General features: G+C 62.9%; 22 protein-coding genes. 5 read left to right on the top strand and 17 right to left on the bottom strand.

All coding sequences use genetic code 11. From position 1 onward, the window contains the following. Nucleotides 1-113: 113 nt before the first annotated feature. The 10 genes from H0241_RS15075 to H0241_RS15030 form a co-directional block, all read right to left on the bottom strand. Nucleotides 114-755, bottom strand: coding sequence for a sarcosine oxidase subunit gamma (locus H0241_RS15075; RefSeq protein WP_210284916.1), 642 nt, complete (start codon nt 753-755; stop codon nt 114-116). Further along, the gene (locus tag H0241_RS15070; RefSeq protein WP_181058450.1) at nt 733-3714 is read right to left on the bottom strand and encodes a sarcosine oxidase subunit alpha; all 2982 of its coding nucleotides are present in this window, start codon (nt 3712-3714) and stop codon (nt 733-735) included. Before H0241_RS15070 ends, H0241_RS15075 begins: the two co-directional genes overlap by 23 nt. Beyond that, the gene (locus tag H0241_RS15065) at nt 3714-3989 is read right to left on the bottom strand and encodes a sarcosine oxidase subunit delta (protein WP_181058449.1); all 276 of its coding nucleotides are present in this window, start codon (nt 3987-3989) and stop codon (nt 3714-3716) included. The genes H0241_RS15070 and H0241_RS15065 overlap by 1 nt, the downstream gene beginning before the upstream one ends. A 10-nt stretch (nt 3990-3999) precedes the next feature. After that, nucleotides 4000-5253, bottom strand: coding sequence for a sarcosine oxidase subunit beta family protein (locus H0241_RS15060; protein ID WP_181058448.1), 1254 nt, complete (start codon nt 5251-5253; stop codon nt 4000-4002). Between the two features lie 37 nt (nt 5254-5290). Next, nucleotides 5291-6598 (bottom strand): type III glutamate--ammonia ligase, encoded by a 1308-nt coding sequence (glnT, locus tag H0241_RS15055; RefSeq protein WP_181058447.1) that lies wholly within the window; start codon nt 6596-6598, stop codon nt 5291-5293. Between the two features lie 37 nt (nt 6599-6635). Next, on the bottom strand, nt 6636-7964 hold the full coding sequence (locus tag H0241_RS15050) for an FMN-binding glutamate synthase family protein (RefSeq protein ID WP_181058446.1): 1329 nt from the start codon (nt 7962-7964) through the stop codon (nt 6636-6638). Between the two features lie 374 nt (nt 7965-8338). Then, nucleotides 8339-9067 carry a GltB/FmdC/FwdC-like GXGXG domain-containing protein gene (locus tag H0241_RS15045; RefSeq protein ID WP_181058445.1) on the bottom strand — a complete coding sequence of 243 codons (729 nt, stop codon included), beginning with the start codon at nt 9065-9067 and terminating at the stop codon, nt 8339-8341. Nucleotides 9068-9071: 4 nt separating this feature from the next. Further along, nucleotides 9072-9968 (bottom strand): class II glutamine amidotransferase, encoded by an 897-nt coding sequence (locus H0241_RS15040; RefSeq protein ID WP_181058444.1) that lies wholly within the window; start codon nt 9966-9968, stop codon nt 9072-9074. Between the two features lie 130 nt (nt 9969-10098). Next, entirely contained in the window at nt 10099-10317 is a 219-nt protein-coding gene (locus tag H0241_RS15035; protein WP_181058443.1) for a hypothetical protein, read from the bottom strand. A 24-nt stretch (nt 10318-10341) separates the two neighbouring features. After that, the gene (locus H0241_RS15030) at nt 10342-11742 is read right to left on the bottom strand and encodes an ammonium transporter (RefSeq protein WP_181058442.1); all 1401 of its coding nucleotides are present in this window, start codon (nt 11740-11742) and stop codon (nt 10342-10344) included. Nucleotides 11743-11911: 169 nt separating this feature from the next. Between H0241_RS15030 and H0241_RS15025 the strand changes: the two genes are divergently transcribed. From H0241_RS15025 to H0241_RS15010, 4 genes are read left to right on the top strand one after another with little or no spacing between them, the layout of a single operon-like run. Further along, nucleotides 11912-13045, top strand: coding sequence for an aminomethyltransferase family protein (locus H0241_RS15025; protein WP_027041338.1), 1134 nt, complete (start codon nt 11912-11914; stop codon nt 13043-13045). Between the two features lie 41 nt (nt 13046-13086). Beyond that, nucleotides 13087-13683 carry a dimethylamine monooxygenase subunit DmmA family protein gene (locus H0241_RS15020; RefSeq protein ID WP_181058441.1) on the top strand — a complete coding sequence of 199 codons (597 nt, stop codon included), beginning with the start codon at nt 13087-13089 and terminating at the stop codon, nt 13681-13683. Beyond that, nucleotides 13680-14645 carry a PDR/VanB family oxidoreductase gene (locus H0241_RS15015; RefSeq protein WP_181058440.1) on the top strand — a complete coding sequence of 322 codons (966 nt, stop codon included), beginning with the start codon at nt 13680-13682 and terminating at the stop codon, nt 14643-14645. The genes H0241_RS15020 and H0241_RS15015 overlap by 4 nt, the downstream gene beginning before the upstream one ends. A 9-nt stretch (nt 14646-14654) precedes the next feature. Continuing rightward, nucleotides 14655-15695, top strand: a complete 1041-nt coding sequence (locus H0241_RS15010; RefSeq protein WP_181058439.1) for a heme-dependent oxidative N-demethylase family protein — start codon at nt 14655-14657, stop codon at nt 15693-15695. A 154-nt stretch (nt 15696-15849) separates the two neighbouring features. Here H0241_RS15010 and H0241_RS15005 read toward each other — a convergent pair whose 3' ends face one another. Beyond that, nucleotides 15850-16560 (bottom strand): helix-turn-helix domain-containing protein, encoded by a 711-nt coding sequence (locus tag H0241_RS15005; protein WP_181058438.1) that lies wholly within the window; start codon nt 16558-16560, stop codon nt 15850-15852. Between the two features lie 356 nt (nt 16561-16916). On the opposite strand from H0241_RS15005, the gene H0241_RS15000 reads away from it, so the two are divergent. Beyond that, nucleotides 16917-18275, top strand: coding sequence for an NAD(P)-binding domain-containing protein (locus H0241_RS15000; RefSeq protein ID WP_181058437.1), 1359 nt, complete (start codon nt 16917-16919; stop codon nt 18273-18275). Nucleotides 18276-18290: 15 nt separating this feature from the next. Here H0241_RS15000 and H0241_RS14995 read toward each other — a convergent pair whose 3' ends face one another. The 6 genes from H0241_RS14995 to H0241_RS14970 all read right to left on the bottom strand — a co-directional run bounded on the left by H0241_RS14995 (nt 18291) and on the right by H0241_RS14970 (nt 24621). Next, entirely contained in the window at nt 18291-18668 is a 378-nt protein-coding gene (locus H0241_RS14995; protein ID WP_181058436.1) for a GFA family protein, read from the bottom strand. Nucleotides 18669-18701: 33 nt separating this feature from the next. Next, nucleotides 18702-20681, bottom strand: coding sequence for an ABC transporter permease (locus H0241_RS14990; protein WP_181058435.1), 1980 nt, complete (start codon nt 20679-20681; stop codon nt 18702-18704). Further along, complete coding sequence (locus H0241_RS14985) at nt 20678-21751, bottom strand: quaternary amine ABC transporter ATP-binding protein (RefSeq protein ID WP_181058434.1); 1074 nt, start codon at nt 21749-21751, stop codon at nt 20678-20680. Before H0241_RS14985 ends, H0241_RS14990 begins: the two co-directional genes overlap by 4 nt. A gap of 72 nt (nt 21752-21823) precedes the next feature. Then, nucleotides 21824-22801: an ABC transporter substrate-binding protein gene (locus H0241_RS14980; protein ID WP_181058433.1), complete on the bottom strand. Its 978-nt coding sequence runs from the start codon at nt 22799-22801 to the stop codon at nt 21824-21826. A 422-nt stretch (nt 22802-23223) separates the two neighbouring features. After that, nucleotides 23224-23988 carry an SDR family oxidoreductase gene (locus H0241_RS14975; RefSeq protein WP_181058432.1) on the bottom strand — a complete coding sequence of 255 codons (765 nt, stop codon included), beginning with the start codon at nt 23986-23988 and terminating at the stop codon, nt 23224-23226. A 51-nt stretch (nt 23989-24039) separates the two neighbouring features. Next, entirely contained in the window at nt 24040-24621 is a 582-nt protein-coding gene (locus H0241_RS14970) for a hypothetical protein (protein ID WP_181058431.1), read from the bottom strand. Between the last annotated feature and the right edge of the window lie 13 nt (nt 24622-24634).

The raw sequence follows: 24634 nt of genomic DNA, 5'->3' as shown, positions 1-24634 counted from the left end.
GGTGTTCCAGCGGAGTGAGACGTTGGCGTTCCCTGGAACACCCCTCATCCGTCTCGGCGCTTCGCGCCGATCCACCTTCTCCCACAGGGGGAGAAGGAAGAAGCGCACAAGCGCTACGCCAAATCCTCGGAATGCCCGATCTCGACACCATACTCCGCAGCCGAATCCAGCATCGTGTGCCACAGGCTTTCGGCAAACGTCGCAAACACCAGTACATTGAACACCGCCTGCCCATCCGGCCGGTCGTTGCCGCGCCACAGCGTAACGCTGGTGTGGTCCATCGAGGTCGTAGCAGCCGCCCCAGCCGGGAACGCATCGGGATGCAAATCGATCGACGACAGCTTGGCCAGCATCATCCGCCCCTTCGGGCCGGAGATGCTGATCAACACGCGTGCATGCGACTGGTCCGATAGGGAGGCGGAAGATGCAAACGTCTGGACGAGTGCTTCAGTCGTGTGCTTGCCGCCCTTCGACAAAACGAAAAACTGGTCTGGTCCCGACCAGATCAGCGTCGCGTCGGCGGTGCTGACTGCCTTCGGCATTTCAGGAGCCGCGACCCCAAAGCGCGCCTTCGCGGGCTTAGTCATCTCGGCCGCCTTGCCGCGCCGTGCCATCACCTGGACGAGGTCGAAGTTGCGGATCTCCGTCAACGACACACCGGCTTCGCCTAGTGCGCCGTAAGGCCCGACAACAAGTGCCCGCTCGATTGGACTACGAATATCCCAGGAAAACTCAGCCACGCTGGCGTCCTCCATCCGGATCGTAGAAGACGGGATTGCAGAGTTCGACATCATAGTCCTCGCCGCGCAGCGGATCATGCGCGTGGACGATCTCGCCGATGCGCTCGCGGCCGCGTTCGACCAGACCAAGCCCGATCCACTGGTCGAGTGTCGGCGAGAAGCAGACCGAGGTGACGTAGCCCTGGTCGTTGTCCGGCCCGGGCGTCTGCCCCTTCGGAATGATGTGCGCGCCCGAGCGCAAACGGCGCGCCTTGTCGACCGGTTTGATGCCAACCACGACCTGCCGGTCCGGCGCCACCAGCGCCTCGCGGCCGGCCATGACGCGCCCAATAAAGTCCTTTTTGGTCGACATCATCTTGCCGAGGCCGAGATCGGCGGCGGTCGTCGTGCCGCTCAGTTCCGGCCCGGCGACATGGCCCTTTTCGACGCGCATGACGCCCAGCGCTTCGGTGCCGTAGGGCGTCACGCCGAACGGTTTTCCGGCCTGCATCAGATTGCGCGCCATCGCCCCACCATAGCGGGCCGGCACCGAAATCTCGAACGCCATCTCGCCGGAGAAGGAGATGCGGAACAGCCGCGCCTTGATGCCGCCGCGCAGCGCCACTTCGCGCGCGCCCATGAACGGAAAACCTTCGTTGGACAGATCCTCGGCTGGATCGACGATTTCCTTCAACAGGTCACGTGTCTTCGGCCCGGCGATGGAGAACTGCGCCCATTGGTCGGAGACCGAGGTCAACTGCACGTCGAGTTCCGGGAACAGCACCTGGCGGCAGAATTCGAGATGCTGCATTACCAGCCCGGCCTTTGCCGTGGTGGTGGTGAGGAAGTAGTGATCCTCGGCCAGCCGCGACGTCGTGCCGTCATCATAAACCAGGCCGTCCTCGCGCAGCATCAGCCCATAGCGTGCCTTGCCGACGGCAAGGCTGGAGAAGGTGTTGATGTAGACGCGGTCGAGGAAGGCGCCGGCGTCGGGGCCATGCACGTCGATCTTGCCGAGCGTCGAGACATCGCAGAAGCCGACGCCTGAGCGCACCGCCTTGACCTCGCGGGTGACCGATTCCAGCCAGTCCTTCTCGCCGGCGCGCGGATACCATTGCGCGCGTTTCCACAGGCCGGTGTCGACGAAGATCGCACCCTGTTCGGCGGCCCAGTGATGCGATGGCGTCAGCCGCGTCGCATGGAACGTTTCGTCGCGATGATGGCCGGCAAAGGCACCGATGGCGACGGGCACATAGGGCGGCCGATAGATGGTTGTGCCGGTCTCGGGAATGGATTTGCCTGTTACCGCCGCCATGATGGCGAGGCCGGCGACGTTCGACGTCTTGCCCTGGTCGGTCGCCATGCCGAGCGTCGTGTAGCGCTTGAGATGCTCGACCGATTCAAAGCCCTCGCGCTGCGCCAGCTCGATGTCGGAAGCGGTGACGTCATGCTGCTGGTCGACAAAGGCCTTGCCCTTGCCGGCGACGTGCCAGAGCGGAGTGAGCGAGAACGCCTCGTCGTCGGCGATCGGTGCTGCGCCCGCATTGCCATTGCGCCCCGCATCGCGCGCGGCTGCAGCACCAGTGGCAAAGCCTTGGCTGAGGCAGGCGCCGAGCCCGAAATCGCCGTTGGCGGCACCTGCCGCGGCCATTCCGGGAGGCGCGCCGTCGGGCACGAAAGCTGAGATGTCGTCGCGCCATTTCGGCCGGCCGCGATGGTAGGAGGTGAGACCGACCGCCGGGTTCCAGCCGCCGGAAACCGCAAGCCCGTCCGCCTCGACTTCGGCGCGTGCGCCGCCGGTGAGCGACACCGCGATTTTGCGCACGCCGTCCTTGCCGCCATCGACGCCGCTGACGGAGCCGTGCAGCACCGTGAAGCCATTCCTGGAGGCGAGCGAGCGATGGGCGGGCGAGACGTCGGGCCGCGCGTCGATCACCGCCGCGACCTGCAGCCCGGCTGCGAGCGCCGTCTCGACCGTGCGCCAGCCATCCTCATTGTTGGTGAACAGCGCAATGCGCTTTGCCGGCGTCGCGGCATAGCGCGTGACATAGGTCCGCATGGCCGATGCCATCATCACGCCGGGCGTGTCGTTGCCGGCAAAGACGATGGGGCGTTCGATCGCGCCGGCCGCGACGACGCAGCGCTGGGCGACGATCCGCCACAGCCGCTGCCGCACCTGGTGTTCGGGCGGCGTCGGCAGATAGTCGTTGACCCGCTCGATCGCGCCATAGGTGCCGCCATCATAGACGCCGAACAATGTCGTGCGGGTCATGATGCGGACATCTGGCGTCGAGGCGAGTTCGGTCAGTGTCCGCGTCAGCCATTCCGCGGCCGGCAGCCCGTCGATTGTGCCGCCATCCGACAGCAGCCGGCCGCCGAGCGTGAAATCTTCTTCGCACAGGATGACGCGGGCACCGCTGCGACCGGCGGCCAAAGCTGCCGCCAGGCCCGCCGGGCCGGAGCCGGCAATCACCACATCGCAATGCGCCCAGGCCTTGTCGTAGTGATCCGGGTCGGCGACGATCGCGGCACGGCCGAGACCGGCGGCGCGGCGGATCGCCGGCTCGTAGATCATCTCCCAGAATTTCGCCGGCCACATGAAGGTCTTGTAGTAGAAGCCGGCGACGAAGATCGGCGCGAACAACTGGTTCACCGACATCACATCGTGGCGCAGCGACGGCCAGCGGTTCTGGCTGGCCGCTTCGAGCCCTTCATAGAGTTCGGCCGTCGTTGCCTTGGTGTTGGCCTCGCGACGTGCGCCGGTGCGCAGTTCGACCAGCGCGTTGGGTTCTTCCGAGCCGGCGGTGAGAATGCCGCGCGGGCGATGGTATTTGAACGAGCGGCCGACCAGTTTGACGCCATTGGCAACCAGCGCCGACGCCAGCGTGTCGCCCTGGAAGCCTTGGAAAGTCTTGCCGTCGAAGCGGAAGTTCAGCGGCGCCGAGCGGTCGATGAGACCGCCATTGTCCAGCCGGTTTGTCTGTGCGCCGGCCATCACGCACCAACCTTTGCGGCACCAGCACCCGCCGTCGGCTCCACCGCCGAAATCTCGTGCGTCAGCGTGTTGCGGGTGACCTTCAGCCAGGCGCGGCAGCCGCCGCCGTGATACCAGTTCTCAGCCATCACGCCTGCGACGTTGTCGCGCAGATAGACATAGTCGTAGACGGCATCTTCGCCGGCATTCGCGACGGGGCGCTGCGGCTTGGCGTCGCCGAGATAGCTGAACTCGCTGAGTTCGCGTTCGCCGCAGAAGGGACAGACAATACGCATCTAACTGTCCTCAGTGCAGGTTCGGTTGGGCGCCCTGGCCCTTTTCGTCGATCATGGCGCCGCGCTGGAACCGGTCGAGGCGAAACAGCGCCGCCTCCTTGTGCGATTCATCGCGCGCCAGAAGATGGGCAAAGACGAAGCCGGACGCCGGCGTCGCCTTGAAGCCGCCATAGCACCAGCCGGCATTGAGGTAGAGCCCGTCGACCGGCGTCTTGTCGATGATCGGCGAACCGTCCATCGACATGTCCATGATGCCGCCCCATTGGCGCAGAAGCCGCACGCGGCCGATCATCGGGATCAGCGCCATGCCACCTTCGCAGACATCCTCCATCACAGGCAGATTGCCGCGCTGGGCGTAGGAATTGTAGCCGTCTATGTCGCCGCCGAAGACCAGGCCGCCCTTGTCCGACTGGCTGACATAGAAATGGCCGGCGCCGAAGGTCATGACGCCAGGGATGAGCGGCTTGATCGCCTCGGAGACGAAGGCCTGCAGCACATGGCTTTCGATCGGCAGGCGCAGGCCGGCCATCGCCGCCACGCGCGAGGAGGAACCGGCAACCGCCATGCCGACCTTGCCGGCGCCGATCTTGCCACGCGACGTCTCGACCCCGGTGACCTTGCCGTTACCGTCCCGGACAAAACCGGTAACCTCGCAATTCTGGATGATGTCAACGCCGAGTTCGCTCGCGGCATGCGCATAGCCCCATACCACCGCGTCGTGGCGCGCCGTGCCGCCGCGCCGTTGCAGCAGGCCGCCCTGCACGGGAAAGCGCGCATGGTCGAAATTCAGGAACGGCAGCATCTTCTTCAGCGCGGCCTGGTCGAGCAGTTCGGCATCGATGCCGTTGATTCGCATGGTGTTGCCGCGCCGCGCATAGGCGTCGCGCTGGGCGTCGGAGTGGTAGAGGTTGAGAACGCCGCGCTGGCTGACCATTGAATTGTAATTGAGGTCCTGCTCCATCCGCTCCCACAGCTTCATCGACAGCTCGTAGAAGCCGGTATTGCCGGGCAGGCCGTAATTGGAGCGGATGATGGTGGTGTTGCGGCCGGCATTGCCGGAGCCTATCCAGCCCTTTTCCAGCACGGCGACGTTCTTGATGCCGAACTCGCTGGCGAGGAACCAGGCGGTGGCGAGCCCATGGCCGCCGCCGCCGATGACCACCACATCGTAGTGGTCTTTCGGGCTGGCATCGCGCCAGGTTCGCTGCCAGTTCTTGTGGCCGGAAAGGGCGGCGCGGGCGAGCGAGAAGATCGAATATTTCATCAGGTCATTCCGAGGTCGCTCGCACCGCTTAGGACGCTCATATGTCCAGCGTGTGGTCGCGCTCCCATTGCGTGAAGTGCGAAGCATAGGAATTCCATTCCTGATGCTTCAGCTTTAGGTAAGCCGACGAGAATTCCTCACCCAGCGCCGCCTTCAACGATTTGTCCTTGTCGTATTCGCGCAGCGCGTCGAGCAGGTTGAGCGGCAGCTTGGGCGCACCCTTCACCGTGTGGCCATGCTGATACATGTCGATGTCGTAGCGCTTGCCGGGATCGGCCTTGGAGCGGATGCCGTCGAGGCCTGCGGCGATGATGACGGCCTGCAGCAAATAGGGGTTGGCGGCGCCATCGGGTAGGCGCAGCTCGAAGCGGCCGGGGCCGGGCACGCGCACCATGTGGGTGCGGTTGTTGCCGGTCCAGGTCACCGTGTTCGGTGCCCAGGTCGCGCCCGAAATCGTACGTGGCGCGTTGATGCGCTTGTAGGAATTGACCGTCGGGTTGGTGATCGCGGCCAAGGCCGAGGCATGCTTCATGATGCCGCCGAGGAAATTCTTGCCCTTGGCCGACAGGCCGAGCTCCATCGCATTGTCGGCAAAGACGTTGGTCTTGCCGGCCTTGTCCCAGACAGAGATATGCGCATGGCAGCCATTGCCGGTCAGGCCCTGGAAAGGCTTCGGCATGAAGGTGGCGCGCAGGCCGTGCTTTTCGGCTACGGACTTGACCATGAACTTGAAGAAGGAGTGCTTGTCGGCGGTGGCGAGCACGTCGTCGAAGGCCCAGTTCATCTCGAACTGGCCGTTGGCGTCCTCATGGTCGTTCTGGTAGGGGCTCCAGCCCAGCGCCAGCATGTGGTCGCAGATCTCGGCGATGACATCGTAGCGGCGCATCACAGCCTGCTGGTCGTAACAGGGCTTCGAGGCCGTATCGTATTTGTCGGAAATGACGCTGCCGTCCGGCGAGATCAGGAAGAACTCGGCCTCGACGCCGGTCTTGACGTGCATGCCGTCGGTGGCGGCCTCGGCAATCAACCGCCGCAGCGTGTTGCGCGGCGCCTGCTCGACTTCCTTGTCGTCCATGATGCAATTGGCGGCGACCCAGGCGACATCGGGCTTCCACGGCAGCTGGATCGCCGAGGCCGGATCCGGCACCGCCAGCATGTCGGGGTGCGCGGGCGTCAGGTCGAGCCAGGTGGCGAAACCGGCAAAGCCGGCCCCGTCCTTCTGCATGTCGGCGATCGCCTGCGCCGGCACCAGCTTGGCGCGCTGGCCACCGAACAGGTCGGTGTAGGAAATCATGAAATATTTGACGCCGTTCTCTTTGGCGAATGCGGCGAGATCGTTCCCCATTATAGTTCCTCGCTTATGTGATCTGGCTAGTCTTTGTCTAGAAGCCGTTCTTCCCCGGTATCCAGTTGGTGCCGGCAAGCGGCACGCCGGCCATGGCGGCGGCTTCGATGGTGAGCGCGACGAGATCCTCGGGCTCGAGATTGTGCAGGCTGTTCTTGCCGCACGCGCGGGCGATGGTCTGCGCCTCCAGCGTCATCACCTTGAGATAGTTCGCGAGACGCCGTCCCGCGGCGATGGGATCGACGCGCTTCATCAGTTCGGGGTCCTGCGTGGTGATGCCCGCGGGGTCGCGGCCCTCGTGCCAGTCGTCGTAGGCGCCGGCGGTGGTGCCGAGCGCATTGTACTCCGCCTCCCAGCGCGGATCATTGTCGCCGAGCGCGACCAGCGCTGCCGTGCCGATCGACACTGCGTCGACGCCAAGCGCCAGCGCCTTGGCGACATCGGCGCCGTTGCGAATACCGCCGGAGACGATCAGCTGCACCTTGCGGTGCATGCCGAGATCCTGCAGCGCCTGCACCGCCGGGCGGATACAGGCAAGCGTCGGCTGACCGACATTTTCGATGAACACTTCCTGTGTCGCTGCAGTACCACCCTGCATGCCGTCGACGACGACGACGTCGGCGCCGGCCTTCACCGCAAGCGCGGTGTCATAATAGGGGCGGGCGCCGCCGACCTTGACGTAGATCGGCTTTTCCCAGTCGGTGATTTCGCGCAATTCAAGGATCTTGATTTCGAGATCGTCCGGCCCGGTCCAGTCGGGATGGCGCGAGGCCGAGCGCTGGTCGATGCCTTTCGGCAGCGTGCGCATCTCGGCGACACGGTCGGAAATCTTCTGGCCAAGCAGCATGCCGCCGCCGCCGGGCTTGGCGCCCTGGCCGACGACCACTTCGATGGCGTCGGCGCGGCGCAGGTCGCGCGGGTTCATGCCGTAGCGCGACGGCAGATATTGATAGACCAGCGTCTTGGAATGGCCGCGCTCTTCCTCGGTCATGCCGCCGTCGCCGGTCGTCGTCGAGGTACCCGACAGCGTGGCGCCACGCCCAAGCGCTTCCTTGGCCGGGCCGGACAGCGAGCCGAAGCTCATGCCGGCAACGGTGATCGGTATCTTCAGCTCGATAGGCTTCTTGGCATGGCGCGAGCCCAGCACCACGGATGTATCGCAGCGCTCGCGATAGCCTTCCAGCGGATAGCGCGAGATCGAGGCGCCGAGGAACAGGAGATCGTCGAAATGCGGCAGCTTGCGCTTGGCGCCGGCGCCCCGGATGTCATAGATGCCGGTGGCCGCGGCGCGGCGGATTTCAGAAAGCGTGTAGTCGTCGAAGGTCGCGGATTTGCGCGGCGTCGTCGGCGGGTTCTTGTAGGTCATGCTGTTGGTTCCGATCGCAGGGCAATCCAAGTGAATAACGCGGTGCATTCAACGGCAGAAAGCGTGGCCGCTTTCATTTCGTGCGCCTGCCGCAGACGACAAACATAGGTCTGCCCCGAATAGCGTTGTTGGTCAAAGGCGCACCTTTTGGATAAATCTTGAAACCAAGTTGCCTCGAAGGATCAGCGATAAAGGTCACATTTATGGGGCAGCGCCTGTGTGCCTTGCGGACGCACCTCACGACATCAGTCGGGCACTGTACAGTTGCGAATTCGGCTGGCTGCTCCGCATGTCCAACGCTTGGAAGTTGCACAGTGCCGACAAGGGCTGTGGCCAGAAACGAAGCGGCCACGCGGCGATGTTGAATCCAGCGATCAATACGCATCGGCGTTGTCGATATTGAAATTGTAGAGCGTGCGCGCCGAGCCATAGCGCTTGAACTCCGACGGCTTGACGCCGGTGACGCCGGCGCGGTCGAGCAGGCCTTGCAGCAGTTCGATGTGCTCGGGCCGCATCTCCTTGGCGATGCAGTCGGCGCCCAGGCTCTCGACCTTGCCGCGCACGAACAGCCGCGCCTCGTAGATGGAGTCGCCCAGTGCATCGCCAGCATCGCCCAGCACCACCAGATTGCCGGACTGCGCCATGAAGGCCGACATGTGGCCGATATTGCCATGCACGACGATGTCGATGCCTTTCATCGAGATGCCGCAGCGGGAGGATGCGTTGCCCTCGATGACCAGAAGTCCGCCCTTGCCGGTGGCGCCGGCATACTGGCTGGCGTCGCCTTTGATGACGATCGAGCCCGACATCATGTTCTCGCCGACGCCGGGACCGGCCGAGCCGTGCACGGTGATCGCGGCGCCGTCATTCATGCCAGCGCAATAATAGCCGACGCTGCCGCGCACATCGATGCTGACCGGCTGGTCGACGCCGACAGCAACCGAATGACTGCCCTTCGGGTTCACCACTTCCCACGCCGTTTCGTTGGAGCCGGACGTCAGATTGTGAAGCGCCTGGTTGAGCTCTCGCAGCGACGACACATCAAGATCGAAGACCCGGGAGGCGTGGTCTTGCGCCGCCTTCGAAAGTTTGGTTGCCGGCATGGGCTCAATGCTCCCAGAAATAGACGGTTGCGGGTTCCGGTTCCCAGACCCTCGCATTGTCTATGCCGGGCAGCTTGGTCAGCGCGCGATATTCCGAGCCGAAGGCGACATACTGGTTGGTCTCGGCCATGACGGCGGGCTTGCAGGCGATCCGATCACGCACCACGCCGAAACCGTTCTTGGTGCCGACGACGAAGGTGAAGAAGCCGTCGAGGTCGGAAAGCGTGCCTTCCAGTGCCTCGCCGAGGTTCTTGCCATGCGCCATCTGCGAGGAGAGGTAGGCGGCCGCGACCTCGGTGTCGTTCTCGGTCTCGAAGGTCATGCCTTCTCGCCGCAGTTCGCGCCGCACATTGTTATGGTTGGACAGCGAGCCATTGTGCACCAGGCACTGGTCGGCGCCGGTCGAGAAGGGATGCGCGCCCATCGTGGTCACGGCCGATTCCGTCGCCATCCGGGTGTGGCCGATGCCATGCGTGCCGGTCATCGAGCGAACGTCGAAGCGGTCGACGACCGCTTCCGGCAGGCCGACTTCCTTGTAGATCTCCACCGCTTCGCCGGCGCCCATGATGCGCACATCGGGCCGGATCGACTGCAGTGCCTCGCGCGCGGCGTCGACCTTGCCTGGCACGGTTCTGAGCACCGCATGCGTCGACTTCACCGCAATGCTCACCGGCGCGCCGATTGCCTTGGCCAGCTCTGCGTCGAGGCCGCGGAAATCGCGCTCGGGCCTGGCCGACTGAATGGTGATCTTGGCTTCATTCTTCGAAGGCGCGCCATAAATTGCGATGCCGGCGCTATCGGGGCCGCGATCGCTGAGCGAGATCAGCATCTGCGACAACATCGAGCCGAGCTGCGGCTCAAGCGACTTGTCCTTCAAAAAAAGTCCGACGATTCCACACATGTCAGCCTCCCGAGATGAGTATGATTTCGGTGCTACCAGCTTCGTTTGTCAAATTCAACTCACATGAAAGTTTTTTTCATAACAAACAAGTCACCCGGCGCGCGAACGGCGCCGGGTGATGGATGTCGGACTAGTAGCGATCGATCGCTTCTCTTGTCTCGTCGCCACTGCGATCCGCAGCCATATCGGCCTCGATTTCCGCGTTCTCGTGGCGGGTCTGGATGACGTGCCAGGCGATCCAGAAGACAAAGCCGATGATCACCATCAGCACCTCCAGGCCCTGAAACGGGTAGATTGCGCCGATATCCTTGAGGTCGACGGCCCAGCTTTCCATTCCATTGGTCGACATTTTTCGGGTTCTCCTGTCCGTTGACTACTTGATCATCGCTTTTTCAGCGGCCCCGACTTCGCTCACCGACGCCATGAATGCGTGATTGAGCGCAAAATCGACACCCTCGAGTTCGACCTTCTCCGGCACGCGCAACAGGTTCATGCTGTTGAGGATCCTGCAGGCGATCCAGGTCGGAATGAACCCGAGCCCGAACATCAGCACCGCGCCGGCGAAATTGCCGAGCGGATTGATATGCGCGAAGCCCTCATAGGGTGACGACGGCTGTCCCCACAACATGAAACCCGCCACCACGACGCCAAGGAAGCCGCCATACCCGTGCACGGCAACGGCGCCCACCGCGTCGTCGATCTTGAAGCGGCGCTCGACATAGTAATGCAGCTTGTAGCAGATGGCCGGGACGATCGCGCCGATCAGCATCGCCTGGATCGGGTGATAGAGGTCGTTGCCGGCCGAGGCGGATATAATTCCGCAAAGTCCCATCGAAAACGTCCAGTAGGGATCGCCCTTCGAGACGATGTAGCCGCCCATCATCCCGCCCGACAGCGACATCAGGAAGTTGAAGGTGATTGCCGAAAGCGAGGTCGGCGCAAGATAGATGTTGGTCGCCGTCCAGGTGTCGCCGGTGATCTGACCGGCGATCGCCGCCGGGCTGATGATGGGAATGTTGCAGGCGGCATAGAAACCCCAGAAACCGGTGTAGATCAGGAACAGGCCGATCGTCACCAGCCACACATTGTGGGGCGGGATGTCGCGTGGCGTGCCGTCGGGCCGGAATTTGCCGATGCGCGGGCCGAGCACTATGAGGAAGGCGAGGGCCGCTCCGCCGGCGATCGCATGCACCACACCCGATGCATAGGCGTCATGATAGCCCCAAAGCTTGACCATCCATCCCTGCGGATGCCAGCCCCAGGCCGCGTCGAGAATCCACAGCACCGAACCGATAAGCACGGCGATGATCCAAAACGCGCCCGAGCGCGCGCGTTCGATGATCGAACCCGAGATGATGGACGCCGTGGTTATGGAGAACAGCAGGAAGGCGCCCCAGAAAACGCCATTCAGCCGGTGCCATATTGCGGCGTCGGCAGCCGTGACGCCTGGTTCGCCTGGGTTGACACCCGACAGGTGGGTGGCCATCAGCGGGTTCCAGGGTTCGGCGAAGTGTGCCGTAATCAACCCCCCCGACACGAAGCCCGGCCCGTTGGGGAAGGCGAAATAGATCCACCAGCCGAAAAGGTAGAACGTCACCGTGACGAGCGGAATCGCCATCGCGTTCTTCATCAGGGTTTTCAGGTGATTACGCCGGCGCGAGACGCCGACCTCGTAGGTGCAAAAGCCGACATGGATGAGGAACATCATGACGATGGTCACCCAGTAGTAGAATTCGGTGAAAATGGTCGTTAGTGCGTTCAGATTCCCTTCCATTTTATGTCCCCTCAGCTCAGTTGGATTCCTTGCCTCCCAGTAAAACTTTTTGCATCTTAGTATTGCGCGCTTTTGGAGTTTTGAGTCAATATGGTTCGAAACGCCACGCCGGCTTAACCAGTGCGTTTAAGTGGCGAAACGTCGGCAATTGCGGAGGAGAGGCAAGCCCATGACGGCATCCTGGAGATTTTCGACCTTGGCGGATCGCCACCGCGCGCTCGGCTCGAAGCTCGAAGACTGGAGCGGCATGGGCACCGCCTGGACCTACGACAAGGATGCCGACGAGGAATACACCGCCATTCGCACCAAGGCCGGGCTGATGGATGTGTCGGGCCTGAAGAAGGTCCACATCACCGGCCCGCATGCCTCGCATCTGATAGACCTGGCGACGACACGCGACGTCGAAAAGATCTATCCCGGCAAGTCGGCCTATGCCTGCATGCTGAACGAGGCGGGCAAATTCACCGATGACTGCATCCTCTACCGCACCGGCCCGAACGCCTGGATGGTGGTGCACGGCTCCGGCACCGGCCATGAGGAATTGCAGCGCGCTTCCGTCGGCCGCGACGTCTCGCTGCGTTTCGACGACAATCTGCACGATCTGTCGCTGCAGGGGCCGACCGCTGTCGATTACCTCGCCAAGCACGTGCCGGGTATTCGCGATCTCAACTATTTCCATCACATGCAGACGCAGCTTTTCGGTTTTCCCGTCATGATCTCGCGCACCGGCTACACCGGCGAGCGCGGCTACGAAATCTTCTGCCGCGGCCAGGATGCCGGCACGATCTGGGACAGGATCCTCGATGAGGGCAAGAGCGCCGGCATCATTCCCTGCCGCTTCACCACGCTCGATATGCTGCGCGTCGAAAGCTATTTGCTATTCTATCCCTACGACAATTCGCAGAAATATCCCTTCGAGAATGAAGGCCCCGGCGACACTCTGTGGGAGCTCGGCCTCGACTTCACCGTCAGTCCAGGGAAAACCGGCTTCCGCGGCGCGGAGGAGCATTATCGGCTGAAAGGCAAGGAACGCTTCAAGATCTATGGCGTTCTGCTCGACGGCAAGGAACCGGCTGACGAGGGCGCGCCGGTCTATCGCGACGGCAAGAAGGTCGGCGTGGTAACCTGCGCCATGTACTCGCCGCTGGTCAAGAAATCGATGGGCATCGCTCGTCTCGACGTCGACTGCGCGGTCAAGGACACCAAGCTCGAGATCCGCAACAAGAGCGGCTCGATCAAGGCGACGGCGCAGCCGCTGCCCTTCGACGATCCCAAGAAGACCAAGCGTACGGCAAAAGGCTGAGGCATAATCGACAGCGAGGGATTTTAGGGCACAAAGAGAGAATGGCAGCCAAGACGATCATCAGCCGGCCCATTTACGGAACCCTGTCTCCGCAGCCCGGCAAGCATCATCTTTTCGTGGCGGATGCGGAAGGCGCGCTTGCGATCGTTGATATGGCAAAGACAGCGCCGCCCGGCTTCTTCGACGGCGCCGAGATCGTCTTCATTCCCGGTCCCGACGGCAAGTATGTCGAAGCCCTCGAAGCGCTGAAGTCGGCGCAACTTCACGTTGCGCCATCCTTCGCGAGCCTTTTGCCGCGCCTGAAGCAGACGCTGACCAACGCCCATATGGGCCTGCGCCTCTATCTCGCCGGCACCGAAGGGCTGATCGGCCAGGCCATGCAGGTGGCGCTCGAAGCTGGCATCGACCACACCTCGATGCAGACGGAGCATCGCGGCTCGCTGGCGCGGCGCATGCAGTGCGTGCATTGCAAGGGCATCACCGAGAACGTGACGACGCAGCCGGCCACCTGTGCGCATTGCGGCCTGCTGCTTCTGGTGCGCGACCATTATTCCAGGCGTCTCGCCGCATTCCAGGGCGTCTGCATCAATGCCGAGGACCGCAGTGAAATTCCTCCTGTCGAGGAGGCCTTCCCATGAGCACCGGCACCACCAAGCTCGATGTTGTGGTCAGCGATGTCGTCCCGGTCAACGACCTCGTCACCCGCTTCCATTTCCGCCGCCGCGACGGCGAGCTGTTGCCGACCTTTTCCGGCGGCGCCCATGTCGTGGTCGAGATGCGCGACGGCGACCTCACCCGGCTCAACCCCTATTCGCTGATGGGGTCGCCGCTCGACACCCGCGAATACACCATCTCGGTGCGCCGCGACGATGTCGGCCGCGGCGGCTCGCTATTCATGCACCGGTCGGTCAAGCCGGGCCTGGAGATGGTGGTCAGCTATCCCGTCAATCTGTTCTCGCTCGATTTGCGCGCGAAGAAGCATTTGATGCTGGCCGGCGGCATCGGCATCACGCCGTTCATGGCGCAGACCGCGCAGCTCGCCGGGGCCGGCGGCAATTTCGAGCTGCACTACACCTGCCGCACCGCTTCGCTCGGCACCTATGCCGACGTGCTGCAGGAGCGCTACGGCCGCCGCATCCGGCTCTATCACGACGATCTGGAGGAGCGCATCGAGCTCGATCGGCTCTTGTCTTCGCAGCCGCTCGGCACGCATCTCTATGTCTGCGGCCCGGCGGGCATGATCAACTGGGTGCGCGAGCGCGCGGCAGCACTTGGCTGGCCGCCGGAGACCGTGCATTACGAGCATTTCGCGGCACCCCAGCCCGGCCTGCCTTTCGATGTGACGCTGGCCGTCAGCGGCAAGACAATCCGCGTCGGCGAGCAGCAGAGCCTGCTCGAAGCCATCGAAGCCGCCGGCGTCGATCCGCCCTATCTCTGCCGCGGCGGCGTCTGCGGCCAATGCGAAACCAACGTCATCTCGTATGACGGCAAGTTCATCCACAACGACCACTGGCTGAGCGAGGAAGACCACCGTTCCGGCTGCAAGATCATGCCGTGCGTGTCGCGCTTCGAGGGCAAGTCCCTGGTCTTGGAAAGATAGGAGGCGAGCTTGGGCATCACCTTTCGCAAGGAAACGTTCCGCGACGATTTCACCTTCAAGAACAGCCCGGAGCACATCAGGCGGTTTCCGTTCCCGTTCCATGAAGACGCCTACATGTATGCCGTCAACATCGAGCCGCATGTGGTTGGCCCCAAGGGTTCGGTGCTGGAAAACCTGATCGACGTCGACGAGCACTATGTCGCCGAGATGCAGGATCGCGCGCTGGTGCTGGCCGAGGATCCGCTGCGCTGCCAGTCGCTGCCGCATATGACGCTGGCCGGCTGGGACCTGCTCGAGCTCCTGATGGAGCAGCAGGCGCTCGGCTATCCCGAGCATTTCACGCTGACCCGCGACGGCGACCGCTGGCGCTGGATCAACCGGCCGCTCGGCATCGACGACACCTTCACCTTCGGCGACACCTCGACGCTGCCCTACGGGCCGATGGAATACATCACCCGCCAGAGCCAGGGCGATTTCTGCATCCTCGACCAGCGCGACGGCAATCTGTGGATGGATGCCGGCATGGTCACCACCCAGGCCGACTGGTCGCTCGATTTCGACATCGGTATGAACTTCTTCGAGTGGCACGCGCCGGTGCCGCTTGCGCATGAGAAGGGGATCTTCGTCAGGGCGCTGAAATTCCTCACCAACATCCAGCAGGGCAAGCCGGCACGGCGGCTCAACTGGACGATGACCATCAATCCGCGCCTCGACACCAGCCCTGAAAATTATCACAAATGGGGACCGGACCGCGCGACGGTGACGCCGGAAAATGTCGGCGACAAGGTGCATCTGCGCGTCGAGCTGCAGAGCTTCTGGCGGCTGCCGCGCTCGAACGGCATCGTCTTCCCGATCCGCTGCTATCTCATCAAGATGGACGAGCTGGTGACGCAGCCGAAATGGGCACGGCGCCTGCACCGCGTCATCCGCGACCTGCCGGAGGAGTTGGCAACGTATAAGGGCCTGACGCGGTATCGGCCGACGCTGGTCGAATGGCTGTCGAAGCTGGATAATGGCAGCGCGACGTCACCGGGGTTTGGGCCGGATTGATCAAGACCAGGGTTCCTCGCCCCCGCAAAGCGGGGGAGAGGTGGTCGCGAAGCGGCCGGAGAGGGGGCCTTCGTAGAGCGCGGTCCCCCTCTCCGTCTCGGCTTCGCCGAGCCACCTCTCCCCCACTTTCGTGGGGGCGAGGAACCCAAGTGTCTCACCCCGCACTATTCTGCGGATAGCAAATGATCGACAGATACCGCATCGGCAGTTTCGTCAGCTGTTCCGGTCCATGCGGCGCGTCCGCATCGAAGAACAGGCTGTCGCCCGGCTTCATCGGGTAGAGGTTGCTGCCGTGGCGGTAAACCACCTCGCCCTCCAGCATATAGAGGAACTCCATGCCCTCATGCTGGAAGGTCGGGAAGACGTCCGAATCCTCGGTCAGCGTGATCAGATAGGGCTCGACCACCACGCCGCTGGTGTTGGAGCCGATATGTCCCAAGAGATTGTACTGGTGGCCGGCGCGCGTGCCGCGGCGCTCGACATCGAGGCCTTCGCCCGCTTTGACGAAGACGGCGCTGCGCTCTTCCTCGAAGCGGCGGAAGAAGGCGGTGACGGGAACGCCGAGCGCCCGCGACAGCGCCTGCAATGTGGTCAATGACGGCGAAGTGATGCCGTTTTCGATCTTGGACAGCATGCCCAGTGAAATGTCGGTGGCGACTGCCAGATCGGCAACGGTAATGCCGAGCTTCTTGCGAAATGCGCGCACTTCGCGGCCGATCGCCACTTCCAGCACCTTTTCGCGGGTGTCGCGAATGGCATGCGGGTTCTGCGTCAGTGGCGTGCGGATCGCGCGCCCGTCGGCAGCCTTCGGCAAGGCCTTGGCTGGAACGGGGCCGGGCTTGAGATCGGATGCTGTCTTCGCCATGTCGCCGCTCCCAAGAATCGCAGACAAGAATCGCAGATTTATTTCACTCAAGGTGAACATATTCGGTGCCGATACAGAAACGCAACCTCGACAGCAAGCCCCTTAAGTCGAATGGTGTCCGCACAGGATTTGCGCTGTCATCGGTTTTTGCCGGAAATCCGTTGGGGCGAAACGCGGTTTCGCCACAAGGCCTGTTGACAGCATCGAAGAGGCAATTAGTGTGACTGTGAGTGAAATTTGTTTCGTAAGAGCAATTCTGGGAAAAGTGTGGAACAGCTTTCCGGGGAAAAGCTCATAGCGCTCTCCCTTGGGAATTGCGTCGAGACAAAAGTCGAAATGAGACCGGGAGGCCTGCCATGAAAACTCGCGTTGCCGTCATTGGAGCCGGGCCGTCCGGTCTGGCCCAGCTCAGGGCCTTCAAGTCGGCGGCCGACAAGGGCGCCGAGATTCCCGAAATCGTCTGCTTCGAAAAGCAGTCCGACTGGGGCGGCTTGTGGAACTACACCTGGCGCACAGGTCTCGACGAACATGGCGATCCCGTCCACGGCTCGATGTACCGCTACCTCTGGTCGAACGGACCGAAGGAATGCCTGGAATTCGCCGACTACACATTCGAGGAGCATTTCGGCCGTCCCATCGGCTCTTACCCGCCGCGCGCCGTGCTGTGGGATTATATCAAGGGCCGCGTCGAGAAATCAGGCCTTCGCAAATGGGTGCGCTTCAACAGCCCTGTGCGCATGGTCACCTTCTCGGATGTCACGAAGAAATTCACCGTCACCGCGCATGACCGCACCAACGACGTCACCTACTCCGAAGAGTTCGACAATGTCGTCGTCGCCTCCGGGCACTTCTCGGTGCCAAACGTTCCCTATTTCGAGGGCTTCTCGACCTTCAACGGCCGCATCCTGCATAGCCATGATTTCCGCGACGCGATGGAGTTCAAGGGCAAGGACATATTGATCATCGGCCGTTCCTATTCGGCCGAGGATATCGGCTCGCAATGCTACAAATACGGTGCCAAATCGATCACCTCCAGCTACCGCTCCAAGCCGATGGGCTTCAAATGGCCGGAGAACTGGAAGGAAGTGCCGCTGCTGCAAAAGGTTGTCGGCAAGACGGCGCACTTCAAGGACGGCACCACCAAGGATGTCGACGCCATCATCCTTTGCACCGGCTATCTCCACTCCTTCCCCTTCCTCACCGACGACCTGAAACTCAAGACCGCCAACCGCATGTGGCCGCTCGACCTCTATGAAGGCGTCGTCTGGGAGAAGAACCCGAAGCTGTCCTATATCGGCATGCAGGACCAGTTCTACACCTTCAACATGTTCGACGCGCAGGCCTGGTTTGCCCGCGACGTCATCATGGGCCGCATCAAGCTGCCGTCGGTGCAAGCGATGGCCGAGCACGGCGCCAAGTGGCGGGCGCGTGAAGAAACGCTCGAAGACGCCGAGCAGATGATCTGGTTCCAGGGCGACTACACCAAGGAGCTGATGGATCAGACCGACTATCCCGGCTTCGACGTCGAGGCGGTCAATCAGACTTTTATGGAGTGGGAGCACCACAAGGCGGACGACATTATGAGCTTCCGCGACCACGCCTACCGCTCGCTGATGACCGGCACCATGGCGCCGCTGCACCACACACCTTGGCTGCAGGCGCTGGACGATTCCATGGAAAGCTATCTCGAGGTGAAGGGTGTGGCGGCGGAATAACGGGTCGGCTCGCCGTCACGCTGGCACCGCGACCCAGCTATGGCGACTCTCGCCATAGACAAACTGTGTTGGCGCCGGGAAGGACGGGTCTCCGAAACAGCCGACTGCCACGGCCACAGTTGCGGGTTTTCGTGACGGATACCAGAAGACCGTCGAGCCGCACGTTCCGCAGAAATGGAAGGTGACGGGAAAGCCGCTGTCGGAATCGCGTTGGTATGTCTGGAATGAGCCCCTGATCTCAGTCGCGGCACTATCGAAGAAAGCGGCGATTCCAAACGGACAGCCGGTCCGCCGCTGACAGTCCAGGCAATGGCAAAGCGAGACTTTGGCCGGCTCTTGCGGGCAATGGATCTGCAGTTGGCCGCAGGTGCAGCGAGCTGTCCGGCCTGTCATCACTTTCTCCTTTCGGCGTTCGGCGGTTGAACTTTACCCCAGCCTCGCCCTGGCTTTCGCTGTCCAGGCATTGAACAGCCGGTCGGCGACGATGCCGATGAAGGCGATGGCGAGGCCAGCGACAATGCCGCGGCCGGAATCGGCTTTCGACAGGGCGATGAACACTTCCTGGCCGAGATCGCGTGTGCCGACCATGGCGCAGATGATGATCATCGCCAGCGCCATCAGGATGGTCTGGTTGACGCCGAGCATGATTTCCGGAAGCGCCAGCGGCAGCTGCACACGAAAGAAAGTCTGGCGCGGCGTGCAGCCGGAAACCTTGGCTGCCTCGATCAACGCCGGCGGCACTTGCCTGATGCCGTGATTGGTGTAGCGGATCGCCGGCACCACGGCGAAGGCGATCGTAGCGATCATGGCGGTGACGTCGCCGACCCGGAACAGCATCACCACCGGGATGATGAAGCAGAAGGACGGCAGCACCTGCAGCGTGTCGATGATGGGCGTGACGATCTTTTCGAAGCGGTCGCTGCGCGCGGCCATCAGGCCAATCGGGATGCCGATCAGGCAAGCGATAAAGGCCGAGATGCCGCAGAGATAGACCGTCGCCATGGTCTTTTCCCACAGGCCGGTGACGGCGCAGAAGGCGGTCAACGCGGCGACCAAAGCGGCGAGCCGCAGGCCCGAGAGTTGATAGCCGGCGAGGCCGAGCAGGAACACCGCGCCGAGCCACGGAAAGCCTTCGCAAAAGGCGCGCAGCGGGTTGAGCACATTGAGGATCAGCGCCACGCGGAATGCTTCAATCACGTCGAAGAAATTGATCGTGACCCAACTCACCGCTGCCTTCCACAAAGGCGCGGTGGTGAAGGTGATTGCCTTCGGCACGGCGGCGAAGGCCGGCACGAACAAGCCGAGCAGTGTCGTCACGACCAAGATGGCGATGGCCAGTGACAGATTGGGATAGCGCCGCCAGAAACTCTGGTTCGCTTGCTGTTGAACGTGGCCCTTCGCTTGGCTGTGGGCGACGGCCTGGCTCAGCCGGTCGAGCGCGATCGCCAGCGCCACGATGGCGAGGCCGGCTTCCATCGCTTCGCCGACCTTCAGCGCCCGCAACGCCAAAAGCACGTCGTAGCCGAGCCCGCCGGCGCCGATCATCGAGGCGATGATCACCATGTTCAGCGCCAGCATGATCACCTGATTGACGCCGACCATCAGTGTCGGCCGCGCCGAGGGCAGCAGCACCCGCCACAATTTCTGCCGCGCCGTGCAGCCGGCCATCTCGCTGAAATCGTCGATCTCGGACGGCACGCGCGACAGACCCAGCATCGTTGCCCGCACCATCGGCGGCGTGGCAAAAATGGCGGTGGCGATCATCGCCGACACCGGGCTGTTGCCGAACAGAAGCAGCATCGGGATGAGGTAGGCGAAGGTCGGGATGGTCTGCATCAAATCGAGGGCAGGGGAAACGATGAGCCTTTCCGCCCATGGCTTGCGCCACGCCCAGATGCCGGCGAACAGGCCGGTGACGATGCAGAACGGCACCGCGATGGAAATCAGCGCCAGCGTCAGCATGGCGCTGGTCCACTGGCCGAACAGCGCGATGTAGAGGAAGCAGCCGCCGACCAGCAGGCCGAGCTTGCGGCCGCCTGCGGCATGCCCGGCGATGAAGGCGGCAGCGCAGACGCCGACCCAGGACAGACGCGGCAGCACATAAGCGTCCGCGCCATGGCCGATCTTGAAATTCTTGGCGAGCAGATTGAGCGCGAAATCGAGCGGAACGCCGAGCACCGCGGTGATCGAGCGGGTCAGCCACGAAAGGTTCGACTTGATCCAGCGCATCAGCGCGCTGACCCAGTCGGCGACGGGGACGACCGCCTCGGCCGGATAGTTGACCGCCCAGGGCAACCTGTCCTGCAGCAGGAACACTACCAGCGCGGCGGCAAGGGCCAGCGCCCAGACCAGCAGCCAGCGCTGAACCGGCGGCCTCGCTCCGCTGGCGCTTGCCGTCACCGTCATGCGCTGGCCCTGTCCAGCCCGGCCAGCAGCCCGATCACCGCTTGCGGCGTCACTTCGCCGATCGGCTTGCCGGTGCCGTTGACGACCGCGAATGGCTTGCCTGAGGCGACGATGCTGGCCGAGAAGCTGGCGATCTTGGCGTCGGGCGAAACCGTTCCGCCATGCTCGGTACCATCGCAGGCGCGCATCAGGCTGCGCGCCGAAATCACCTTGGCGCGGTCGACGTCGCGGGTGAATTCGGCGACATAGTCGGTCGCCGGATTGACCACCAGTTCTTCCGGCGTGCCGATCTGGATGACTTCACCGTCCTTCATGATGGCGATGCGGTCGGCCAGCCTGATCGCCTCGTCGAAATCATGAGTAATGAAGACGATGGTCTTGTGCAGCATGGTCTGCAGCCGCATCAGCTCGTCCTGCATTTCGCGGCGTATCAGCGGATCGAGCGCCGAGAACGGCTCGTCGAGGAACCATATCTCCGGCTTGGTCGCGAGACTGCGGGCAATGCCGACGCGCTGCTGCTGGCCGCCGGACAATTCGCGCGGATAGAAATGCTCGCGGCCGCGCAGGCCGACGAGCTCGATCACCTCGCGCGCCCGCGCTTCCCGCGTCGGCCGATCCTGGCCCTGGATGCTCAGGGGGAAGGCGATGTTGTCCAGCACGTTGAGATGCGGCAGCAAGGCAAAATTCTGGAATACCATGCCCATGCGATGGCGCCTGAGTTCAATCAGCGCCGCATCGGAAATCTTGAGCAGGTCCTTGCCTTCGAATTCGACCTTGCCATGGGTCGGCTCCACCAGCCGCGACATGCAGCGCACCAGCGTCGATTTGCCGGAGCCCGACAAGCCCATGATGGTGAAAATCTCGCCCTGGCGTATTTCGAGATCGACCGCACGCACCGCGCCGACCAGCCCGGCAGCGGCGACATCGGCCATGCTGGCCTTGCCGTCGCGCTCGCGAATGAAGTTCGCCGCGTTCGATCCGAACAGCTTCCAGACATTGCGGCAGGCAAGCTTTATCGGCCGCGCATCCTTTGGCACGCCAACTGCCTGCGGTTCAGTCGCTTCCGTCATCCAATGGTCCTTCTGGAAAATGGAGATATAGACCCGGCCGTAACGGCCGGGTCTGGCTTCCAGTCGGAACGATCACTGCGCCCAGGCTTTCCAGTCGGCCTCGTGGGCGGCGATCCAGGCAGCCGCGACGTCTTCCGGCGTCTTGCCGCCGAGATCGATCTCGCCGCTCATCTTGTTGAGCTCGTCGGTGTCGACCGTGTAGGCCTTGGCCACCTTGTAGGCGACCGGCCATTTGTCCTTCATGCCGGACCAGGAGTACTTCCAGATCTCGCCATGTGGCTTGCCGCAATCATATTTGGCGTCGGGGTTGGTGCCCCATTTCGGATCGGTGTAGCACTCGGGCGTGTATTCGGGGAATTCAACCCACTCGCCCTTGTACTTGGCCGGCGCCCAATGCGGCGAATAGATCCACAGCATGATCGGCGCCTTGCGCTGATAGGCCGAGTCGAGTTCGGCGAACATCGCCGCGTCGGTGCCGGCATGGATGACGGTGAAGGGCAGCTTCAGCGCCTCGACGCGCTCGTCGTCAAAGCCTTCCCAGGTCACCGGGCCGCCGAGATAGCGGCCCTTCGGCGCCGTTTCGGCAGTCGAGAACGCTTCGGCGCATTTCGGGCCCTTCAGCGCTTCCCAGTTGGGCAGGCCTGGGCACTTTTCCTTCATGTATTCGGGAAACCACCACTCTTCCTTGGCCTTCGGTCCGAGCTTGCCGAGCCGTTCGGTCTGGCCGGTGGCGTCGGACGCCTTCATGGCTTCGCCTGCCGTCGTGTCCCAGAATTCCAGGCCGACATCGAGGTCGCCATTGGTGAGGCCGGTGGTCAGGCTGGAGAGGTAGTCGGCGGTCGGATATTCGACGGTGTAGCCGAGCTTTTCGAGGATGCCGCCAAGGATCTTGGCGTTGAGGTTGACGCTGGTCCAGTCGAACAGCGCGATCTTGATCGGGTCGTTGGATTCCGGCGCGGCGGCCTGTGCGGCCGGTGATGTAAGCGCACTTGCCGCGGCAAGTGCGAAGGCTCCCATTGATAGGTTCGAAATCACACTGCGAAAGGACATGCTTGTTCTCCTGTCAAACCATGTGGAAATTCTTAGTCGTTCCCTTCTTGCGTCTTTTCTTGATTGTGTTGGAAAGGCGGGTCGTTGCGCAAGCTCGTTCGCACCATGCCATTGCTGCGGCGAGAGCCGACGCAGGCGAGATGGTGCTCAATCTGGTGGTGGTATGATGCTGGACGGGCTCGCGTCATGGCATCGCATGGATTGCTGCGCGAGCAATCGTCAACGGATCGATCGCCGCTCTGGCGGCGCTCTGAGACGTGCGAGCCATCAAGGTCCCATGATCTCGGCCGGCGAGCCCCATCCCCACCAACGCCGTTTCATAGGATGAAATTATATATACCAACGTTCATGCGGCGCAACGGCTGATGCCCTGTGCGCTGCGGAATTTCAGACTGCGGGCGAAGTCGGCCCGGCACTTGGCCCTACCAGCAGACGTAGCCGCCATCGACGATCAGATCGAGGCCGGTGACGAAGCTCGATGCGCGGCTGGCCAGGAACACTGTCGGCCCCACCATCTCCTCCGGTGCCGCCATCCGCCCCATCGGCGTGTCGCGTTTGAAGATCTTGACCTCTTCCGCCACTTCGGGCCGCTTGTTCATCGGCGTCAGCGTGTAGCCCGGGCTGACGACATTGACGCGCAGCCCGCGGGCCGCCCACTCCATGGCAAGGCTTTTCGACATGTGGATGACGGCGGCTTTCGAGGAGTTGTAGTGCGCCTGCGTCAGCCCGCGATTGACGATGGTGCCCGACATCGAGGCGACGTTGATGATCGAGCCCTTGCGCCGCGCCAGCATCTTGCGGGCTTCGGCCTGGCAGGACAGGAACACGCCGGCGACATTGACCTCGTGCACCTTCCGCCACTTTTCCAACGACAGTGTCTCGGCCGGTTCCGAGCCGGCGATGCCGGCATTGTTGACCGCAACCGTCAGCGCGCCGAGTTCTGCCTCTACGCGATCGATCGCTGCCGCGAGATCGCTCTCGGATGTCACCGTGCCGGTCAGCACCAAGGCCTTCCGGCCCAGCGCCGTAATCTGCTGCGCGGTTTCTTCCAGCCCGCCCTTCGATGCATGGCCGAAACAGGCGACATCGGCCCCGGCCTCGGCCAGTCCGATCGCGATTGCCTGACCAATGCCGCTGCCGGCGCCCGTGACCAGCGCCACATCGCCGTCCAGCTTGAAAAGATCCATAACGCCCCCCCGCTTCGAATTCTCTAAAAATGTCCCTCGAACCCAACGGCTTCAAAAATCGCAGGCCTTGGGGCGGTTGTCGATGGACCAGTCCTTGAGCGGCACCGGCTTGAACTTACCCTTGATCGGCTTGCCGTCTCCAAGGTCCCTGGAAGCGGTGCCCTTGCCGGCGAGATAGTTGATATCGCATCCCCCGACCGTCGTCTTGACGCCACCGGAAGTCTGCTCATTCCAGTCCCAGCTGCGGCTGTAGCCGCCGACCAGGAATTGACCCTTGCGATAGACGATCGTCAGCGTGTCCTCTGTCGACTTGTTGGCGCCACAGCCAAAACAGGACGTGATCGAAAGCGACCCCTTACCCTTGCTTTCGAGATCGATGACGTGATCTTCGGTCAGGGCCTTTTTGATGAAATCCGGCTGGCGCGAGGCATTCTCCTCATCGGCGGCCAGATAGATCTGAAGATCTGCCGGCCCGCCGGGCTCCTGCATGACGGCAGCGCCGTCGAGCTTGCCGTCCTGGTCGATGTCGAGCTTCAGTTCGAATGCCTCGGCATTTTCGGCAAGTGCCGGCGCAGGCATCGCCGCCAGCACGACGAGCCAGGGAAAGGCCGCAAGATGAAATGCCGTCCTCATGAGCATCGTCCGC

It is taken from the genome of Mesorhizobium neociceri (assembly GCF_013520985.1).
GTDB lineage: Bacteria > Pseudomonadota > Alphaproteobacteria > Rhizobiales > Rhizobiaceae > Mesorhizobium > Mesorhizobium neociceri.
The sequence above is the reverse complement of the archived record's forward strand: the minus strand, read 5'-3'. Positions and strand labels throughout refer to the sequence as shown.

Bases quoted from the DNA above. Each gene is read 5' to 3' on its own strand.
- H0241_RS14980 (WP_181058433.1), bottom strand. From the start codon at position 22,801: ATGTCCTTTCGCAGTGTGATTTCGAACCTATCAATGGGAGCCTTCGCA.
- H0241_RS14975 (WP_181058432.1), bottom strand. From the start codon at position 23,988: ATGGATCTTTTCAAGCTGGACGGCGATGTGGCGCTGGTCACGGGCGCC.
- H0241_RS14985 (WP_181058434.1), bottom strand. From the start codon at position 21,751: ATGACGGAAGCGACTGAACCGCAGGCAGTTGGCGTGCCAAAGGATGCG.
- H0241_RS15050 (WP_181058446.1), bottom strand. From the start codon at position 7,964: ATGACCTACAAGAACCCGCCGACGACGCCGCGCAAATCCGCGACCTTC.
- H0241_RS14995 (WP_181058436.1), bottom strand. From the start codon at position 18,668: ATGACAGGCCGGACAGCTCGCTGCACCTGCGGCCAACTGCAGATCCAT.
- H0241_RS15060 (WP_181058448.1), bottom strand. From the start codon at position 5,253: ATGAAATATTCGATCTTCTCGCTCGCCCGCGCCGCCCTTTCCGGCCAC.
- H0241_RS15035 (WP_181058443.1), bottom strand. From the start codon at position 10,317: ATGTCGACCAATGGAATGGAAAGCTGGGCCGTCGACCTCAAGGATATC.
- H0241_RS15040 (WP_181058444.1), bottom strand. From the start codon at position 9,968: ATGTGTGGAATCGTCGGACTTTTTTTGAAGGACAAGTCGCTTGAGCCG.
- H0241_RS15030 (WP_181058442.1), bottom strand. From the start codon at position 11,742: ATGGAAGGGAATCTGAACGCACTAACGACCATTTTCACCGAATTCTAC.
- H0241_RS15020 (WP_181058441.1), top strand. From the start codon at position 13,087: ATGGCAGCCAAGACGATCATCAGCCGGCCCATTTACGGAACCCTGTCT.
- H0241_RS15025 (WP_027041338.1), top strand. From the start codon at position 11,912: ATGACGGCATCCTGGAGATTTTCGACCTTGGCGGATCGCCACCGCGCG.
- H0241_RS15070 (WP_181058450.1), bottom strand. From the start codon at position 3,714: ATGGCCGGCGCACAGACAAACCGGCTGGACAATGGCGGTCTCATCGAC.
- H0241_RS15065 (WP_181058449.1), bottom strand. From the start codon at position 3,989: ATGCGTATTGTCTGTCCCTTCTGCGGCGAACGCGAACTCAGCGAGTTC.
- H0241_RS15045 (WP_181058445.1), bottom strand. From the start codon at position 9,067: ATGCCGGCAACCAAACTTTCGAAGGCGGCGCAAGACCACGCCTCCCGG.
- H0241_RS14990 (WP_181058435.1), bottom strand. From the start codon at position 20,681: ATGACGGTGACGGCAAGCGCCAGCGGAGCGAGGCCGCCGGTTCAGCGC.
- H0241_RS15015 (WP_181058440.1), top strand. From the start codon at position 13,680: ATGAGCACCGGCACCACCAAGCTCGATGTTGTGGTCAGCGATGTCGTC.
- H0241_RS15075 (WP_210284916.1), bottom strand. From the start codon at position 755: ATGGAGGACGCCAGCGTGGCTGAGTTTTCCTGGGATATTCGTAGTCCA.
- H0241_RS15000 (WP_181058437.1), top strand. From the start codon at position 16,917: ATGAAAACTCGCGTTGCCGTCATTGGAGCCGGGCCGTCCGGTCTGGCC.
- glnT (WP_181058447.1), bottom strand. From the start codon at position 6,598: ATGGGGAACGATCTCGCCGCATTCGCCAAAGAGAACGGCGTCAAATAT.
- H0241_RS15005 (WP_181058438.1), bottom strand. From the start codon at position 16,560: ATGGCGAAGACAGCATCCGATCTCAAGCCCGGCCCCGTTCCAGCCAAG.
- H0241_RS14970 (WP_181058431.1), bottom strand. From the start codon at position 24,621: ATGAGGACGGCATTTCATCTTGCGGCCTTTCCCTGGCTCGTCGTGCTG.